This window comes from Pseudomonas sp. KCJK9000, from assembly GCF_046230725.1.
GTDB classification, from domain to species: Bacteria; Pseudomonadota; Gammaproteobacteria; order Pseudomonadales; family Pseudomonadaceae; genus Aquipseudomonas; species Aquipseudomonas promysalinigenes.
Map to the genome: position 1 here is coordinate 10997 of NZ_JBJJLN010000051.1, position 15969 is coordinate 26965.

18 protein-coding genes are annotated in these 15969 nt (G+C 60.3%); 8 read left to right on the forward strand and 10 right to left on the reverse strand.

Annotated elements, in window-relative coordinates; genetic code table 11:
* Positions 1 to 62 precede the first annotated feature (62 nt).
* Entirely contained in the window at positions 63 to 500 is a 438-nt protein-coding gene (locus ACK59H_RS18875; RefSeq protein WP_060480037.1) for a hypothetical protein, read from the forward strand.
* Positions 501 to 557: 57 nt separating this feature from the next.
* Here ACK59H_RS18875 and pbpG read toward each other — a convergent pair whose 3' ends face one another.
* The 3 genes from pbpG to ACK59H_RS18890 form a co-directional block, all read right to left on the reverse strand.
* A complete protein-coding gene (gene pbpG, locus ACK59H_RS18880) occupies positions 558 to 1484 on the reverse strand; it encodes a D-alanyl-D-alanine endopeptidase (RefSeq protein ID WP_230849788.1) in 927 nt (308 codons plus the stop codon).
* 239 nt (positions 1485 to 1723) lie between these two features.
* Positions 1724 to 1906, reverse strand: a complete 183-nt coding sequence (locus tag ACK59H_RS18885) for a hypothetical protein (RefSeq protein ID WP_060480035.1) — start codon at positions 1904 to 1906, stop codon at positions 1724 to 1726.
* 94 nt (positions 1907 to 2000) lie between these two features.
* Entirely contained in the window at positions 2001 to 2342 is a 342-nt protein-coding gene (locus ACK59H_RS18890; protein ID WP_060480034.1) for a hypothetical protein, read from the reverse strand.
* 161 nt (positions 2343 to 2503) lie between these two features.
* Here ACK59H_RS18890 and ACK59H_RS18895 point away from each other — a divergent pair, with 161 nt between their 5' ends.
* The gene (locus ACK59H_RS18895; RefSeq protein WP_060480033.1) at positions 2504 to 3328 is read left to right on the forward strand and encodes a shikimate 5-dehydrogenase; all 825 of its coding nucleotides are present in this window, start codon (positions 2504 to 2506) and stop codon (positions 3326 to 3328) included.
* A gap of 18 nt (positions 3329 to 3346) precedes the next feature.
* Here the strand turns inward: ACK59H_RS18895 and ACK59H_RS18900 are convergent, their stop codons facing one another.
* From ACK59H_RS18900 to ACK59H_RS18910, 3 genes are all read right to left on the reverse strand, one after another.
* The gene (locus tag ACK59H_RS18900; RefSeq protein WP_060480032.1) at positions 3347 to 3589 is read right to left on the reverse strand and encodes a hypothetical protein; all 243 of its coding nucleotides are present in this window, start codon (positions 3587 to 3589) and stop codon (positions 3347 to 3349) included.
* A gap of 95 nt (positions 3590 to 3684) precedes the next feature.
* Positions 3685 to 4212 carry a lactoylglutathione lyase gene (gloA, locus tag ACK59H_RS18905; protein WP_060480031.1) on the reverse strand — a complete coding sequence of 176 codons (528 nt, stop codon included), beginning with the start codon at positions 4210 to 4212 and terminating at the stop codon, positions 3685 to 3687.
* 228 nt (positions 4213 to 4440) lie between these two features.
* The gene (locus ACK59H_RS18910) at positions 4441 to 4800 is read right to left on the reverse strand and encodes a histone-like nucleoid-structuring protein, MvaT/MvaU family (RefSeq protein ID WP_060480030.1); all 360 of its coding nucleotides are present in this window, start codon (positions 4798 to 4800) and stop codon (positions 4441 to 4443) included.
* A 504-nt stretch (positions 4801 to 5304) separates the two neighbouring features.
* Here ACK59H_RS18910 and cobF point away from each other — a divergent pair.
* The gene (gene cobF, locus ACK59H_RS18915; RefSeq protein WP_060479141.1) at positions 5305 to 6054 is read left to right on the forward strand and encodes a precorrin-6A synthase (deacetylating); all 750 of its coding nucleotides are present in this window, start codon (positions 5305 to 5307) and stop codon (positions 6052 to 6054) included.
* Positions 6055 to 6088: 34 nt separating this feature from the next.
* Here cobF and ACK59H_RS18920 read toward each other — a convergent pair whose 3' ends face one another.
* Positions 6089 to 6439 carry a response regulator gene (locus ACK59H_RS18920; protein WP_060479140.1) on the reverse strand — a complete coding sequence of 117 codons (351 nt, stop codon included), beginning with the start codon at positions 6437 to 6439 and terminating at the stop codon, positions 6089 to 6091.
* Between the two features lie 255 nt (positions 6440 to 6694).
* Between ACK59H_RS18920 and ACK59H_RS18925 the strand changes: the two genes are divergently transcribed.
* The 5 genes from ACK59H_RS18925 to ACK59H_RS18945 are packed head-to-tail and all read left to right on the forward strand — an operon-like array spanning position 6695 to position 13194.
* Positions 6695 to 10162 (forward strand): response regulator, encoded by a 3468-nt coding sequence (locus tag ACK59H_RS18925; RefSeq protein ID WP_060479139.1) that lies wholly within the window; start codon positions 6695 to 6697, stop codon positions 10160 to 10162.
* Positions 10159 to 10980 carry a protein-glutamate O-methyltransferase CheR gene (locus tag ACK59H_RS18930; protein WP_060479138.1) on the forward strand — a complete coding sequence of 274 codons (822 nt, stop codon included), beginning with the start codon at positions 10159 to 10161 and terminating at the stop codon, positions 10978 to 10980. The genes ACK59H_RS18925 and ACK59H_RS18930 overlap by 4 nt, the downstream gene beginning before the upstream one ends.
* Positions 10977 to 11552, forward strand: coding sequence for a chemotaxis protein CheB (locus tag ACK59H_RS18935; RefSeq protein ID WP_060479137.1), 576 nt, complete (start codon positions 10977 to 10979; stop codon positions 11550 to 11552). The genes ACK59H_RS18930 and ACK59H_RS18935 overlap by 4 nt, the downstream gene beginning before the upstream one ends.
* Positions 11546 to 12772 carry a hybrid sensor histidine kinase/response regulator gene (locus ACK59H_RS18940; RefSeq protein ID WP_060479136.1) on the forward strand — a complete coding sequence of 409 codons (1227 nt, stop codon included), beginning with the start codon at positions 11546 to 11548 and terminating at the stop codon, positions 12770 to 12772. Before ACK59H_RS18935 ends, ACK59H_RS18940 begins: the two co-directional genes overlap by 7 nt.
* Before the next feature lie 44 nt (positions 12773 to 12816).
* Positions 12817 to 13194 carry a response regulator gene (locus ACK59H_RS18945; protein ID WP_060479143.1) on the forward strand — a complete coding sequence of 126 codons (378 nt, stop codon included), beginning with the start codon at positions 12817 to 12819 and terminating at the stop codon, positions 13192 to 13194.
* A 46-nt stretch (positions 13195 to 13240) separates the two neighbouring features.
* Here the strand turns inward: ACK59H_RS18945 and ACK59H_RS18950 are convergent, their stop codons facing one another.
* From ACK59H_RS18950 to ACK59H_RS18960, 3 genes are read right to left on the reverse strand one after another with little or no spacing between them, the layout of a single operon-like run.
* Positions 13241 to 13819 carry a TetR/AcrR family transcriptional regulator gene (locus ACK59H_RS18950; RefSeq protein WP_060479135.1) on the reverse strand — a complete coding sequence of 193 codons (579 nt, stop codon included), beginning with the start codon at positions 13817 to 13819 and terminating at the stop codon, positions 13241 to 13243.
* Between the two features lie 12 nt (positions 13820 to 13831).
* Positions 13832 to 14680, reverse strand: a complete 849-nt coding sequence (locus ACK59H_RS18955) for a 3-hydroxybutyryl-CoA dehydrogenase (protein WP_060479134.1) — start codon at positions 14678 to 14680, stop codon at positions 13832 to 13834.
* Positions 14681 to 14690: 10 nt separating this feature from the next.
* Positions 14691 to 15887 carry an acetyl-CoA C-acyltransferase family protein gene (locus ACK59H_RS18960; RefSeq protein ID WP_409264779.1) on the reverse strand — a complete coding sequence of 399 codons (1197 nt, stop codon included), beginning with the start codon at positions 15885 to 15887 and terminating at the stop codon, positions 14691 to 14693.
* Positions 15888 to 15969 lie beyond the last annotated feature (82 nt).

Consider the following 15969-nt stretch of genomic DNA (forward strand, 5'->3'; position numbering starts at 1 on the left):
CTGGCGATGCCTGCCGATAAGCCGGTCAGCTCAAGAATCCATGGCTACACAGGGAGCAAGACATGGTAGGTATCGCAGCAATCAGTATCAGCAACGCTTCGTCCCAGGCCACTAGCACGACACCGGCCAACGAAAGCGCAACCACCCAGGCCAGCGGCTCGACCCTGCAAGTCGACGCCTCGAAGCTTCGCAGCACCGGGCAGGCCCAGGCCGCAGGTGGCGCTCAGGGCAGCAGCGAAAGCGCTGAGCCTGCACATATCAAGCAACTGCGCGAAATGATCAAGAATCTTCAGAAGCAGATGGCCGAAGAGCAGAAGCAGTTGGCCAGCTTGATGGCGCAGAACAGCGAAGATCCCGCCAAGTTGGCGCTCATCACGGCCAAGCAGGCCAGCATCGCCACCCTCAGCGGGGAAATCATGGCGGCCACCGCACAATTGCTCGAAGCCTTGGAAAAAACCGGTGGCAGCAGCGCTGGCAGCGTAGTCGACACGCAAGCCTGAAGGTGATTGGGCTGGCCTCACCGCTGCTGATGCAGCGTTGAGGCCAGCGGGTGGCATTCAGTCCGACGCCAAGCGCCCTTTGCCGTGTTTTTCTGCCTTGTATTGCATGGCCACTGCCGGTGCTGGCTTGGTGGCGCCGGTTTCCAGCCACTGGCGCATCCGCGAGGCGTCAGCGAAGTGCGTGTATTTGCCAAAGGCATCGAGGATCACCATGGCCACTGGGCGGTTGTCCATTTTGGTCAGCAATACCAGGCAATGGCCGGCCTCGTTGGTGAAACCGGTCTTGGTCAGCTTGATGTCCCAGTTGCTTTTGTTGACCAGGTGATCGGTGTTACGAAAACCCAAGGTGTAATTCGGCTTGCGGAAGGCTACGGTCTTTTCACGTGTGGTCGACAGCTCGCTGAGCATCGGGTATCTGCGCGCCGCCATCAGCAGCTTGGCCAGATCACGCGCTGTGGAGACGTTCTGGGTTGAAAGGCCGGTTGGCTCGATGTAACGGGTGTGCGCCATCCCCAGGCTGCGCGCTTTGGCGTTCATCGCCTTGATGAAGGCTGGGTAGCCGCCTGGATAATGGTTGGCCAGGGTCGTCGCCGCTCGGTTTTCCGAGGACATCAAGGTGATCAGCAGGGTTTCGCGACGGTTCAGTTCACTGCCCAGGCGCACGCGCGAATACACGCCTTTCATGTCCGGGTTGTTGGCAATGGTCATGGTGAGCATCTCATCCATGGGCAACTTGGCGTCGAGCACCACCATCGCCGTCATCAGTTTGGTGACCGATGCGATAGGCACTACGCGGTCAGCGCGGCTCGAATACAGCTCCTGATTGGTGTTGAGATCGATGAGCAGGGCGCTGCCAGAGGCCAGATGCAGCTTGGCGGGATCACGCTGAACCTGGGCCGGGGGTTGTGCAGCAGCGGTCGACGCAAGGGTCGCAGTACCTGTGAGCAACAGCAGCAGGCTGAGGATAGACAGGGATGTTTTCACGTTGAGGCTCACTAATAGTTGGTATGTCGTTGGCTGTGCAAGGGTTTTCCCCCGAAACCGGTGCATTCTGGAGTATGGCTCAACGGCTGTCGATTGCTCGTTGAGCCCCCTGACAGAAATGAAAAAAGCTTCATGCTGTATCGGTTGTCCAACCTCCACTGGTCGGGTCAACGGGCAAAAAAAGACCCACCATGCGGCGGGTCACAAGTTGCGTAGGGAGCAACGCACAACACAATGGGTCAAGCGATCAGGCAAGTGGCCTTTATCTGCTCAGCCAGGGCCTGGGCCGAGGCCCGGGAGGCCAGTGGCCCGCTGACGGCTTCGCCATTGCTGACCAGGTACCAGCAAGCCAGCAGGCCTTGCTCGCGCAACACGGCCGGCACTGCGGTGCCGACAACGGACATGATCTGGATAGTGGCCATACGGACCTCCTGTGAAACATGGCACTACCTTACGCAGCAGCCGGCTTGCCTGGAAATCAACGCGCTCAATAGTACTCATCAGTTTTATCAACGCTTACCAGCGCGGCGGGCCGTAATACACAGGTGGCGGGCCGTAGTAGGGGCGGTAAGCTGGGGGTGGCGGTGCCGGCACGTAGTACGGTTGGTAATAAACCGGCTGGGGCGGCGCCTGTACATAGACCGGCGGCGGCCCATAGTAGGCTGGCTGACGCTCTACATAGACTGTACGGTCGTGGCCGCCAGACACGGTCGCCCCGACCACGGCCCCAACGACCGCCGCGCCGAGCAGTGGGCCTGGGCCGTACCAGCCGTGGCCGCCGCCACCGTGGGCAGAGGCTTGCCCGCTGATGGCCAGGGCACCGACCAGCAGGACGATTCCGGGGAGATGACGCTTCATGAGACTTCCTCGCAAGGTTACCCCGCGCTTGGGGCCTTATTACTATGACTGCTGTCTGGGTAAACCGAGCACAGGGAAACGGTAAATGTTGTGTAAGGGACGACCAATGGCGGTCTCTGATACGCTGGCAAAACGATTGCGTATTCAAAGTGGAGCAGGCAATGGCGACAACGCCCAGTAGAGACACAGTGCTTTGCATTTCCCTGGCCGGGCGCCCTGGCACATTCGGGGTGCGTTTTCATAACCACCTCTACCAACAACTTGGCCTTGACTACTACTACAAGGCCATGACCACTGATGACCTGCCTGCAGCCGTTGCCGGCATCCGCGCGCTGGGCATTCGGGGTTGTGGTGTGTCGATGCCGTACAAAGAGGCGTGCCTGGCGCTGGTCGATGAAGTCGATCCATCGGCTGCGGCAATCGAGTCTGTCAATACCCTGGTCAATCACGCAGGCCATCTGAAAGCCTACAACACCGACTACCTCGCCGTGCGACAACTGCTTGAGGCGCACGAGGTAGACCCCTGCACTGCGTTCGCGCTGCGTGGCAGTGGGGGGATGGCCAAAGCCGTCGCCAGTGCCCTGCGCGATGCGGGGTTTGCGGAAGGGATCATCGTCGCGCGCAACGAGCAAGCCGGTCGGCAGTTGGCCGATGCTTGTGGCTACCGCTGGGTGCCAGACCTCGGTGACCGATGCCCACCGATGCTGGTGAACGTCACCCCAATCGGCATGGCAGGCGGCCCTGAGGCCAATGATCTGGCCTTCAGCGAACAGGCGATCGCGGCAGCTGAGCGCGTATTCGATGTCGTGGCGATGCCTGCGCGTACGCCATTGATTCAGCGGGCCGAAGCTTTAGGTAAACCCGTCATTACCGGATTGGAAGTCATCGCGCTGCAGGCCCTGGAGCAGTTTGTGCTTTACACCGGCGTTCGGCCAAGCCCGGAGCAGGTGGAAGCGGCGGTGGACTATGCGCGCGCCGCTCCCTGACAAGGCTGAACAGAGGGATCAGAATGCTTTGTGACCCTTGTCCAACTGCTCATCGACCAAGGCCCGGCCATGGGCCAAGGAGACATGCTGTGCATGCTCAAGGTCAGAGAAGAATTTCATTGGCATGGACATCCGCCTGCTGGTATGCCCCTGTGGATCGGTGATCAGGCAGCCTGCAGCATAGGGCAGGGGAGAGTCCGGGTGCGGCATCACGCTGGCAGTGATGGTGTGGTTGCGGTATTCACAGTGAAGAGATTGCATCGTCCTTTACCTCGCTGTGGCATGTGAAGCTATACCTTCATATACCACAGCGAGCGGCCACCAGTTGCTAGCCCGACGAATGCGAATCGCTGCTGTCAGCCTTTGAGCTCGGTTGGCTGAATCACTTCCACCCAGTAACCGTCCGGGTCCTTGATGAATGCCAGGTGATTCATGCGGCCGTCCTGTAGGCGTTTCTGGAACGGTACGCCAAGGGCTTCGAAGCGGGCGCAGGCTTCACGCACGTCCGGCACCGATACGCAGATGTGGCCAAAGCCGCGCGGGTCGGTATTGCCGTCATGGTAGGCGAAGTCCGGGTCGGTTTCGGTGCCGTGGTTATGGGTCAGTTCCAATACCCCGGGGATCGACTTCATCCATTGGTGGCGTGCGGCATCGTCGGCAGGGATCTGCGCAGGGTCTACCAAGGCCAGGAAATACAAGCTGAAAGCAGCTTCGGGGAAGTCGCGCTTGTCGACGAGGGAAAAGCCCAGCACGCGGGTGTAGAAATCCAGCGAGCGCTCGATGTTCTTGACCCGCAGCATGGTGTGGTTGAAAACGAACTGGGCGGTCGCAGCATCGGGCTGTGCGGTAACGCCAGGCAGGGTGTTCAGGTCGTGCAGGCTCATCAGTACTCCAGAATCGTGGCTGACACGCAGGTGCCAGCAAAACAGACAGGTGAACCATGATACGGCAGTGGAGCATCTGCGCAAATGAAAGCGCCCTGCTCGAAAGAGCAGGGCGCCAGAATTAGAGGCCCGCATGTGCGGGCGCGTGATGGGGTCGCTAGTCCGTTAGCTGTCTCGATACTGCTTCAGGCCTTGTGAAAAAAGTGTGAAGTTGGCGTTGATGTTTCATCAGCGCACCCAGCTTTCCACAGTATCGGCCCCATATTGCTCCTTCCAGGCTTTGAGCCCGCGGTGGTTGCCGCCCTTGGTTTCGATCAGCTCGCCACTGTGTGGGTTTGCATAGACTTTTACCACGCGCGGGCGCCGCTGTTGCTTGGCGGCCGGGGCGGTACTGCGGCTGTCCGCTTTGGGGTCAAGAATGGCGATGATATCGCGCAAACTTTTGTCATAGCTTTTCATCAAGCCGACTAGTTTCTGTTCAAATTCGATTTCGCGTTTTAAGCCGGCATCCTTTTTCAGCACCTCCAGTTGCGCCATCTGTTCCTGGAGCGCTTTTTCGGCAGCACGAAACTCTGCAAGTCTGGACACTGTAATCACTCCTGTACGTCTTTCATGGCGCGGCGTGACGAACATTAGAAACACTGAACGGCGGCCATGCAGGTGGGTAGAACTGTTCGCTGATACCGAGTGTAGACAGCGGCGCGACTTTGGTAAACCTCAAACTTTTCATAAGTAACTTGGAACTTTCTATGTTTTGCACGCGGTGACCGAGGCTTAACAAGATGACGATTACTCGCGCGTTGGTCCTGGGTGCAAAGGCGTGATCTCGAGTGTTCTAGGGTTCTTTCAGACAAAGGTCGATCGATGTTTGTTCTCTACGCGGCGGCCCAACGTTCGTGCGTGAGTGGCAATTGTGCCCCCTACTTGTGAATCTTGTCTTGACTGCAGTTTCGGATATCCATGGCCTGCGCAGCCTTTAGCGGTTGTGTGCCGGCAGCCATTTCAACACTGCGGCTATTCGTCGACAGATAGGCGTCAAGGTCGTAGTCGGCTATAAATCTCCCTATATTTATTCAAGGTCCGCACGGTGCCATGAAAGAATTGCTGCTTATCGGTATTGGTCCGGGCGATCCTCGGCAGGTCACCCTGGAAGCTGTCGAGGCCCTGGGCAGGGCAACGGTGTTCTTCGTTCACGACAAGGGGCCTGCCAAACAAGCGCTGGTTACCCTTCGCAAGGCATTGCTCGATCGCTATCGGCCCCAGGGTGGCTATCGTCTGATGCAACTTGCTGACCCATCACGTGATGGGCAAGCTGTGGATTACCAAGGCGCAGTGCACGATTGGCACCGCCAGCGTGCCGCACTGTACGCCCGGCTGATCAACCAAGAATTGGGTGAAGAGGATATCGGCGCCTTTTTGCTGTGGGGTGAGCCCAGCCTTTATGACAGCACTCTGCGCATTCTGAACCTGGTTCGCGAATCCGGCATGGCGTTGCGCTTACAGGTGATCCCTGGCATCAGTAGTGTCCAAGCGCTGGCCGCCAAGCATCAAATTTCACTCAACCGTGTCGGCGAACCGCTGATGATTCTGCCAGGGCGCCGGCTCGCCGAACTGACGCGGGTGGACAACGTGGTTGTTATGCTCGATGGGCAGTGCGAGTTCGCAAATATTGAGGATCCAGCGCTGATGATCTACTGGGGTGCGTACCTTGGCACTGAAGACGAAGTGATGATTGCCGGGCCCCTGCACTTGGTGAAGTCGCAGATACTTGAAGTGCGCGAACGGGAGCGGTTGCGCAAAGGCTGGCTCATGGATACCTATCTATTGCGCCGGGAACTCTAGCGCTGTTCACCGGCACTGGCGCTTACTGGGGCGTTCAGCGTGGCCCCAAGATGCTCACCACCTTGTCACGCAGCAGATCGATGCTGAACGGCTTGCCGATCATATGCATGCCTTCGGGAATGTCGAAGCTCTCGGCATATCCGCTGGCGAACAGCACCGGCAGTAGTGGACGCAACTTGCGTGCCTCGCCCGCCAGTACTTCACCGCTCATGTCCGGCAAGCCGACATCGGTCACCAGCAGAGCCAAAGGCTGGTTGGCATCGGCGATGATTTTCAGCGCCGCCGTGGCATTATCGGCTTCAAGGGTGCTATAGCCCAAATCGTCGAGCACTTCGACCATCAGCATACGTACGATGTCGTCGTCTTCGACTACCAGAAGGTGCATGGGGGGATTCCTATAATGAAAGGCATGTCTCTACTCTGTGCGCCAGGCAGCCACAGAAGTTCCCGAGAATAGCGATTGTGACATTTAGATGGAACGATTCGAACACGTCGCCTTCAAATACTGGCTAAATGCCCTGCCGGCGGCGCTTGTGCGCGTTAAACTCGCCGGCTACGTGGTGAGCGCTACGATAGGCGAGCACCGGCAGTAGCCGCCACAATCTATCTATGGACTTTTTTTTCGCGCGGGCGTTTTCAGATGATTCAAGCAGCCTCGATGGACCAGCAAAGCTTTCGCAAGCTGCTGAGCCGTAATGTTGGTCTTCCGCTTGGGGTCGGCCTGCTGGGCGCCGTGGCCTTCGTCGCGGTGATCAGCTACCTACTGTCGGCCATGCAATGGGTCGAGCACACCGATCGAGTGATCGGCAATGCCAACGAAACGGTCAAGCTCTCGATCGACATGGAAACCGGCATGCGCGGTTTTCTGATCACTGGCGATGAGCGTTTCCTGGACCCTTACGAGGTTGCCAAGCCGCGCATTCTCGGCAGCCTGCGCAGCCTGCGGGACATGGTAAAGGACAACCCTCAGCAGGTTGACCGGATCGACCGGTTGATCGCATTGCAAGATGCCTGGAACGCTTTCGGTGGCGAAATGATCAGCCAGCGTCGCAATGGCGGTGACTACCGCGCATCGGTAGGCAACGGCCGCGGCAAGCGCATCACGGATGAAATCCGCAAGCAGTTCGACGACCTGATCGGTACCGAGCAACAGCTGCGTATGACCCGCACCGAGAAAGTTGGCACTGTCACTGTCACGGCTATCTCCATCTTCGTGCTGCTGATTGTCGGGCTGAGCGCCTTGCTCGCATACCTGGGCCGTCGCGATCTGCTCGCCCTGTCGGACAGCTACACCAAGAACCTGCAGGCGCAGCAACGTTCGGCCGAACGTCTGGAACACCAGGCCTGGCTACGCAATGGCCAGACGCAACTGGCTGAGCAGGTACTAGGCCAACTGACGCTACCGATGCTGGGTGAGAATATCCTGCGATTCTTCGCGACCTACCTCGGCAGTGTGGTCGGTGCGGTATACGTGCGCGATGAACACGGCCGACTGGTCCGCGTAGCCAGCTATGGGCTGGCGGCCGAGGAACAGGCCCGCCAGCAGGTCCTAGGTGACCATGACGGTCTGTTGGCACAGGCTGTGCGCGAGGCGCGCCTGCTGCGCCTGGACGACTTGCCGCAGGATTACTATCGGCTCAGCACGGGCTTAGGCGATGGGTTGCCGCGTGGCGCCCTGCTGATGCCGGCCCGTCATGATGGGCAGATTAACGGTGTAGTCGAGCTTGGTTTCCTGCGCCCGCTGCAAGAGCGTGACGACGAGTTCATGGAGCGCGTCACTGAGAACCTCGGGATCTCGATCGAAAGCGCCCGCTATCGCCAGCGCCTGCAGGAAGTGCTTGCCGAGACCCAGCAGCTCAACGAGGAGCTGCAGGTGCAGCAGGAAGAACTCAAGACCGCCAACGAGGAGCTCGAAGAGCAGTCGCGGGTACTCAAGGAGTCGCAGGCCCACCTGGAAACTCAGCAGGCCGAGCTTGAGCAGACCAACGAGCAGTTGTCCGAACGCACCGAGGCTCTGGACCGCAAGAACGATGAACTGCGTCAGGCTCAGGACGAGCTGCAGGCCCGTGCCGACGACCTGCAGCGCTCGAGCAGGTACAAGTCCGAATTCCTCGCCAACATGTCTCATGAGTTGCGCACGCCGCTCAACAGCTCGCTGATTCTGGCCAAGCTGCTGGCCGAAAACGGTGAGGGCAACCTCAGCGCTGAACAGGTCAAGTTTGCCGACTCCATCTATTCGGCCGGCAACGACCTGCTGAACCTGATCAATGACATCCTCGATATCGCCAAGGTCGAGGCCGGCAAGCTGGAAGTTCGCCCGGAAACCACCCAGCTCGAACGCTTGGTCGAAGGGTTGCGCGGCATGTTCCTGCCGGTGGCTGAGCAGAAGGGCCTGAGCTTTGAGATAACGGTCGGGCCGCAGGTGCCTGCCACGCTGTTCACCGACCGCCAGCGCGTGGAGCAGATCCTCAAGAATCTGCTGTCCAACGCTCTCAAGTTCACCGAGCAGGGCCAGGTTAGCCTCGGCATCACCTATCAGGCCGACGCCGGCATCATTTTTGCGGTGCGCGACTCGGGCATTGGCATCGCCGGCGACCAGCAGGAAGCGATCTTCGGTGCGTTCCACCAGGTCGACGGCACCAGCAACAGACGTTATGGCGGCACTGGTTTGGGCCTTTCGATCTCGCGAGACCTGGCGCACTTGCTGGGTGGGACGATCAGCGTCCAGAGCAGTCCAGGCCAAGGCAGCGTGTTCAGCCTGACGCTACCGGCGCGCTATGAGGCACAGGACGAAGAGGTCGAAGCTCTGAGCTTGCGCCCTGCCGTCGATTGCCTACCGCCTGCGCCGAAAGTGGGCGCGCCAGCGTTGATCCACCGCCCGCTGGTCGACTTTACCGACGACCGCGACCGAGCGCCTTTCAGCAACCGTTGCATCTTGGTTATCGAGGATGAGCCGAATTTTGCGCGCATCCTCTTCGACCTGGCCCACGAGCTGGGTTACAGCTGCCTGGTAGCGCAGGCCGCTGACGAAGGCTTCGAATTGGCCGCACAGTTCGTCCCCGATGCGGTTCTGCTGGACATGCGCCTGCCGGACCACTCCGGGCTGACTGTGCTGCAGCGCCTCAAGGAGCAGCCCAGCACGCGGCACATTCCGGTTCATATCATTTCGGTAGAAGACCGTGTCGAAGCCGCCATGCACATGGGGGCAGTGGGTTACGCGGTCAAGCCAACCAGCCGAGAGGAGCTCAAGGAAGTCTTCGCCCGCTTGGAGGCCAAACTGACCCAGAAGCTCAAGCACATTCTGCTGGTCGAAGACGACGACCTGCAGCGCGAAAGCATTGCTCGTCTGATCGGTGACGACGACGTCGAAATCACCGCCGTGGGCATGGCCCAGGAGGCGCTGGCACTGCTGCGCGAGAACATCTACGACTGCATGATCATCGACCTCAAGCTGCCCGACATGCTTGGCAATGAGTTGCTCAAGCGCATGACGGCCGAGGACATCCGTTCGTTCCCGCCAGTGATCGTCTACACCGGGCGTAATCTCACCCGCGAAGAAGAGGCCGACCTACTCAAGTACTCGCGCTCGATCATCATCAAAGGCGCGCGGTCGCCGGAGCGCCTGCTCGATGAAGTGACCCTGTTCCTGCACAAAGTCGAGTCGCAGCTGTCCCATGAACGTCAGCGCATGCTCAAGACCGCGCGCAGCCGTGACAAGGTGTTCGAAGGCCGCAAGGTGTTGCTGGTGGACGACGATGTGCGCAACATCTTCGCCCTCACCAGCGCTCTTGAGCACAAGGGCGCTATCGTCGAGATCGGGCGCAACGGGCGTGAGGCCATCGAGCGTCTGGAGCAGCACGAGGACATTGACCTGGTGCTGATGGACGTGATGATGCCGGAGATGGACGGCTTTGAGGCCACCCGGCTGATCCGCCAGCAAGCGCGCTGGCGCAAGCTGCCGATCATCGCGGTCACGGCCAAGGCGATGAAAGACGACCAGCATCGTTGCCTGCAGGCCGGTGCCAACGATTATTTGGCCAAACCGATTGACCTGGACCGCTTGTTCTCGTTGATCCGCGTATGGCTGCCGCAACTGGAGCGAATTTGACTAGCGAGCGCAACACCGACATCGAGATCAGGCTGCTGATCGAGGCGATCTACCTCAAGTACAGCTACGATTTTCGCAACTACTCTGGCGCCTCCATCAAGCGTCGGATTCTTCATGCATTGCGCCAGTTCGACTGCCTCACGGTGTCGGCGCTGCAGGAGCGGGTACTGCACGACTCGGGTGTTTTCATGCAGTTGCTGCAATATCTCACCATCCCGGTCAGCGAAATGTTCCGCGACCCGAGTCACTTCCTGGCACTGCGCCAGGAGGTAGTACCGCTGCTGCGCACCTGGCCGTCGATCAAAGTGTGGATCGCCGGCTGCAGTACAGGCGAAGAGGTCTATTCGATGGCCATCCTGCTGCGCGAAGAGGGCCTGCTGGAGCGCACCATCATTTACGCAACCGACATCAACCCGCATTCACTGGACCGCGCCAAGCAAGGCATCTACTCGATGCAGAGCATGCGCGAGTACGAAGAAAACTACCGCCTGGCGGGAGGGCGCCGTGATTTTGCCGAGTACTACACGGCCGCTTACGGCAACGCCATCATGGACGGCAGCCTGCGCGAGAATGTGACCTTCGCGGACCATAGTCTGGCCACCGACAGTGTGTTTTCCGAAACCCAGTTGGTGTCGTGTCGCAACGTGCTGATCTACTTCAACAAGACCTTGCAGGACCGCGCCTTCGGGCTGTTTCACGAATCCTTGTGCCACCGCGGTTTTTTGGTATTGGGGAGCAAGGAGTCGGTAGACTTTTCGGCTTATAGTGAATGTTTCGAGCCGTTGGTCAAGCCAGAACGGATCTATCGCAAATCATGAAGGGCGTAGAAGCGGTGGTGATCGGTGCCTCGGCAGGTGGCGTTGCTGCCCTGTTTACGGTGCTCGGTGGCTTGCCCGCCGATTTCGACATACCGGTGTTGTGCGTGCTGCACCTGCCAGACGACCGTCACAGCCAGCTGGCCGAGGTGCTGCAGCGGCGCTTGCTGCGGCCGGTGCTCCAGGCGTGCGACAAGCAAGCGATTGCTCCGGGGCTGATCTATGTGGCCGGGCCGGGCTATCATTTGTCGGTAGAAGCCGACCTTACCCTGTCGCTGAGCCAGGAAGATCCAGTGCATTTTTCCCGTCCGGCGATCGACTTCCTTTTCACCTCGGCCGCTGACGTGTTTGGCCGTGGCTTGCTCGGTGTGTTGCTGACCGGGGCAAACGAGGACGGCGCTCAAGGGCTCGCGTACATCAAGAACAGCGGCGGCCGGACCATTGTCCAGGACCCTCGTGACGCACAGGTCGCGTTGATGCCGGAGGCCGCATTGGCCCTGCATACGCCCGACCTCATTCTTTCTCTGAGCGGTATCGCACAGTTGCTCGCTACCCTGGAAACCAGCGCATGCTAAGCCACACCACTGCCAAACTGCTGATCGTCGACGACCTGCCGGAGAATCTGCTGGCACTCGCCGCCCTCATCCATGGCGATGACCGCGAAGTGCATGAGGCGCAATCGGCGGAGGCAGCGTTGACGCTGTTGCTCGAGCACGAATTCGCCCTGGCCATTCTCGATGTGCAGATGCCTGGCATGAACGGCTTCGAACTGGCCGAACTGATGCGCGGCACGGAAAAGACCCGCAACATTCCTATCGTGTTCGTTTCTGCGGCGGGGCGTGAAATGAACTACGCCTTCAAAGGTTACGAAAGCGGCGCCGTGGACTTCCTGCACAAGCCCCTGGACACCCAGGCAGTTAAAAGCAAGGTGTCGGTGTTCGTCGATTTGTATCGCCAGCGCAAGGTTCTCGATCGTCAGTTGCAGGCGATCGAGCGCAGCCGCCAGGAGCAGGCACTGCTGCTGGATCAGTTGCAAGTGGCGCGGGGCGAGCTTGAGCATGCAGTGCGCATGCGTGACGACTTCATGTCCATCGTCGCCCATGAAGTGCGTACCCCGCTCAACGGCCTGATACTGGAAACCCAGCTGCGCAAGATGCACCTGGCGCGTGGCAATCACGCCGCCTTCAGCCCCGAGAAACTCAAGGCCATGGTCGAGCGTGACGAGCGCCAGATCAACAGCCTGATTCGCCTGATCGAGGACATGCTCGACGTTTCGCGAATTCGCACCGGCAAGCTGTCGCTGCGCCCGAAGGCGTTCGACCTCGGTCAATTGGTACGCGCCCTGGTGGAAAACTTCGAGGCGCAGGCGACGGCGCTGGGTACGCACATCGAATTGCAGGCCTGTGAGGCCCTGCTGGGTGAGTGGGATGAGTTTCGCATTGAGCAAGTGCTGGCCAATCTGTTGTCCAACGCGCTGCGTTATGGCAACCGTAAGCCCGTGCGGGTGAGGGTGTTCGAGCAAGCGGGTCTAGCTTGGGTGCAGGTCCAGGACCAAGGCATCGGCATCAGCGCGGTGAACCAGCAGCGGATCTTCCAGCAGTTCGAGCGTGTGGCCAGTCAACAGTCCAGCGCTGGGCTGGGGCTGGGGTTGTACATTTCCGAACAAATCGTCCATGCCCATGGGGGGCGCATTCAGGTGCAAAGTGAGGAGGGCAAAGGTGCCACCTTCACTCTGCAACTACCCCTGGCAGGTGAAATAGAGCAAAACGACCAGCTGCGGGCAACCTCTGCTTGAGCTTGGGGTCTGATGGCCAACTGTATGAATTCGAAGGCGTTACCATGAGTGAAGATGCACAAGATGTAGTCCTGATAGTCGAGGACGAACCGGCGATCCGCATGATGCTGAGCGATTACTTGGCAGGTGAGGGTTATCACGTGCTGGAGGCCGAAGATGGTGAACAGGCGTTCGCCATCCTGGCGAGCAAACCGCACCTTGATTTGATGGTGACCGACTTCCGCTTACCAGGGGGAATCTCCGGGGTTGAGATCGCCGAGCCTGCGTTGAAGCTGCGCCCGGACCTCAAGGTGATATTCATCAGTGGCTACCCGGCCGAAATCCTGGAGTCCGGCAGCCCTATCGCGCGCAAGGCGCCAATTCTGGCCAAGCCGTTCAACCTCGATACCCTGCGAGCCCAGATCCAGGCCGAGTTGCGTTAAGCGCCTGGCCGGCTCACGAGGGCAACTGCGATAACGCCTGAACAGCTTAGCGCAGGGTCCTTTCGATGCCGCCCAGCAACAGGCTTTCCATCAACCCGAGGCCCTGTTGTTCCGGCAGTCTTTTGAGCATTGCAGGCAACTGGTTGAGCAGGTTTGCAACGACATGCGCCGTTGCCATGCGCGCGTCGCCCTGCAGGCTGGCCTGGGGCGCGATCATGCTCAGCAACCTTGCCTCGTAGCGCTCGCGCAGTAAAGCCAGCTGCATCTGCTGCTGCTCGCTCAAGCAGCATATGTCGCGCTCGGCCAGGCGAAACTGCAATGGCCGTTCGGCGTGCAACTGCCAATGAGCGGCGATCAGGCAACTCAATGCAGACTCACCACGGGCCATGGCCCTTCGACCTTGCTCCAGGGTCGCCTGCAGTTCTTCGTACAGTTCCTCGATCAGGTCGTACAGCAGGTCCTGCTTGCTGGGGAAGTGGTGATACAGCGAGCCTGCGGTCAGGCCGATATGCGCTGCCAGCTCGCGCATGCTGACCTGGCCAAAGCCTCTTTCAGCGAACAGCGCCATGGCCCGGTCGCGACGTTCTTCGAAATCGACACAGCGCGTGGCAGTGACCGGGGGCATGGTGCGTGCTCCTCAGTAAGTGAAGAAACCACGGCCGCTCTTGCGCCCCAGCCATCCGGCCGCGACCATTTCCTTGAGCAGTGGAGCGGGGCGATATTTGCTGTCGTTGAAGCCTTCGTGAAAAGCCTCCATGATCGCCAGCAGCGTATCCAGGCCGATCAGGTCGGCCAGGGCCAGTGGCCCGATCGGCTGATTGCAGCCCAGGCGCATGCCGGTGTCGATGTCCTCGGCGATGGCCAGGCCTTCCTGGCGGACGAAGATCGCTTCGTTGATCATTGGCACCAGAATGCGATTGACTACAAAACCTGGGCGGTTGCCAGCGGTTATCGGGGTCTTGCCGAGCTTCTCGGTGACCAATAGGGCTTGGGCGTAGGTGCTGTCTGTGGTCTGCAGACCCCGAATGATCTCGACCAGGGCCATCATCGGCACCGGGTTGAAAAAGTGCACGCCTATGAAGCGTTGGGGGTGTTCGATGCTGGCGGCCAACTGGGTGACCGACAGCGACGAGGTGTTGGTGGCGATCAGGCAGTCGGACGCCACATTGGCGGCCACCTGCTCAAGGATGCGCTGCTTGAGCTGAAGGTTTTCGGTCGCAGCCTCGATCACCAGTTGCGCGGCACCCAGTTGTGAGTAGTCGGTGCTGGTGCGGATGCGCGCCTTTGCCGCCTCGGCATGCTCGGCGCTGAGCGTGGCCTTGCTCACCTGACGCCCCAGGTTTTTGCTCAAGGTACTCATGCCGCGCTCCAGCGCGGCGTCGGAAACATCCACCAGCAGCACTTCGTAGCCAGCCACCGCACACACTTGTGCAATACCGTTGCCCATGGTGCCGGCGCCGATTACGGCAATGTGTTCAATCGTCATGCTCACCCCCTCAGACGCGCTCGAAGACCACGGCGATGCCTTGGCCACCGCCGATGCACATGGTGGCCAGTGCATAGCGACCTTGAATGCGTTGTAGCTCATGGATGGCCTTGGTCGCGATGATCGCGCCAGTGGCACCGACTGGGTGGCCAAGGGAAATACCTGAGCCGTTTGGGTTGACCTTCTCCGGATCGAAGCCAAGCTCGCGGGCGACGGCGCAGGCTTGGGCGGCGAACGCTTCGTTGGACTCGATCACGTCCAGGTCACCGACGCTCAAACCGGCTTTCTCCAGCACCTTGCGCGTCGCTGGGATCGGGCCCAGGCCCATCAGCTCTGGCTCGACGCCGGCGTGGGCATAGGCCACCAGCCGCGCCAGGGGTTTAAGGCCCAGGCGGCGCACGGCGTCGCCAGTGGCAAGCACCAGGCCAGCGGCGCCATCGTTGATGCCGCTGGCGTTGCCGGCCGTGACAGTGCCGTCTTTCTTGAACACGGTCTTCATACCGGCCAGCTGCTCAGCGGTGACCTCGGCTCGTACGTGCTCATCGACAGCAAATTGTACAGTGCCTTTACGGGTTTTCAGCTCCAGCGGCACGATCTGGCTGTCGAAGCGGCCTTCTGCCTGGGCGCGGGCGGCGCGGCGCTGGCTGGTCAAGGCCAGCTCGTCCTGCATCTGGCGAGTGATGCCTTGCTGGGCTGCGACGTTTTCTGCGGTGATGCCCATGTGGAAATGCTCGAATGGATCCTGCAGCACGCCCACGGTGTAGTCGATGCCTTGCAGGTCGCCCATGCGTGCCCCCCAGCGCGCTTGCGGCAGCAGGTATGGGCCACGGCTCATGGACTCGGCACCGGCGGCCAGCGCTACGTCGGCATCCCCAAGCAGCAGGCACTGCGCGGCCGAAACGATGGCTTGCAACCCGGAGCCACAGAGGCGGTTGACATTGAATGCCGGCGTTTCCTTGGGTATACCGGCGTTCATCGCCGCCACCCGCGACAGATAGGCGTCGCGAGGTTCCGTGGGAATGACATTGGCCATTACCACATGGCCGATCTGCTCGGCGGCCACGCCCGAACGCTCAATGGCGGCGCGGGTTACGGCGGTGGCCAGCTCGGCCAACGGCAGGTCCTTGAGGCTACCACCCAAACCGCCGCTTGCGGGTCGCACCGCACTGACGACGGAGATTTCTGCGCTCCTCCTAGAAACCCCGATTGCGAAGGCCAGGCGGGGGGGGGCCCCGGCCGCCGGGGAGTGGGCGCGAGCCCCCGCCGGGGGGCGCGGGTAGGACAAGGCA

Coding starts and splice junctions, on each gene's coding strand:
- ACK59H_RS18885 (WP_060480035.1), bottom strand. CDS start 1,906: ATGGCCACTATCCAGATCATGTCCGTTGTCGGCACCGCAGTGCCGGCC.
- ACK59H_RS18935 (WP_060479137.1), top strand. CDS start 10,977: ATGAAGGGCGTAGAAGCGGTGGTGATCGGTGCCTCGGCAGGTGGCGTT.
- cobF (WP_060479141.1), top strand. CDS start 5,305: ATGAAAGAATTGCTGCTTATCGGTATTGGTCCGGGCGATCCTCGGCAG.
- ACK59H_RS18945 (WP_060479143.1), top strand. CDS start 12,817: ATGAGTGAAGATGCACAAGATGTAGTCCTGATAGTCGAGGACGAACCG.
- ACK59H_RS18925 (WP_060479139.1), top strand. CDS start 6,695: ATGATTCAAGCAGCCTCGATGGACCAGCAAAGCTTTCGCAAGCTGCTG.
- ACK59H_RS18875 (WP_060480037.1), top strand. CDS start 63: ATGGTAGGTATCGCAGCAATCAGTATCAGCAACGCTTCGTCCCAGGCC.
- ACK59H_RS18895 (WP_060480033.1), top strand. CDS start 2,504: ATGGCGACAACGCCCAGTAGAGACACAGTGCTTTGCATTTCCCTGGCC.
- ACK59H_RS18950 (WP_060479135.1), bottom strand. CDS start 13,819: ATGCCCCCGGTCACTGCCACGCGCTGTGTCGATTTCGAAGAACGTCGC.
- ACK59H_RS18955 (WP_060479134.1), bottom strand. CDS start 14,680: ATGACGATTGAACACATTGCCGTAATCGGCGCCGGCACCATGGGCAAC.
- gloA (WP_060480031.1), bottom strand. CDS start 4,212: ATGAGCCTGCACGACCTGAACACCCTGCCTGGCGTTACCGCACAGCCC.
- ACK59H_RS18890 (WP_060480034.1), bottom strand. CDS start 2,342: ATGAAGCGTCATCTCCCCGGAATCGTCCTGCTGGTCGGTGCCCTGGCC.
- ACK59H_RS18900 (WP_060480032.1), bottom strand. CDS start 3,589: ATGCAATCTCTTCACTGTGAATACCGCAACCACACCATCACTGCCAGC.
- ACK59H_RS18940 (WP_060479136.1), top strand. CDS start 11,546: ATGCTAAGCCACACCACTGCCAAACTGCTGATCGTCGACGACCTGCCG.
- ACK59H_RS18920 (WP_060479140.1), bottom strand. CDS start 6,439: ATGCACCTTCTGGTAGTCGAAGACGACGACATCGTACGTATGCTGATG.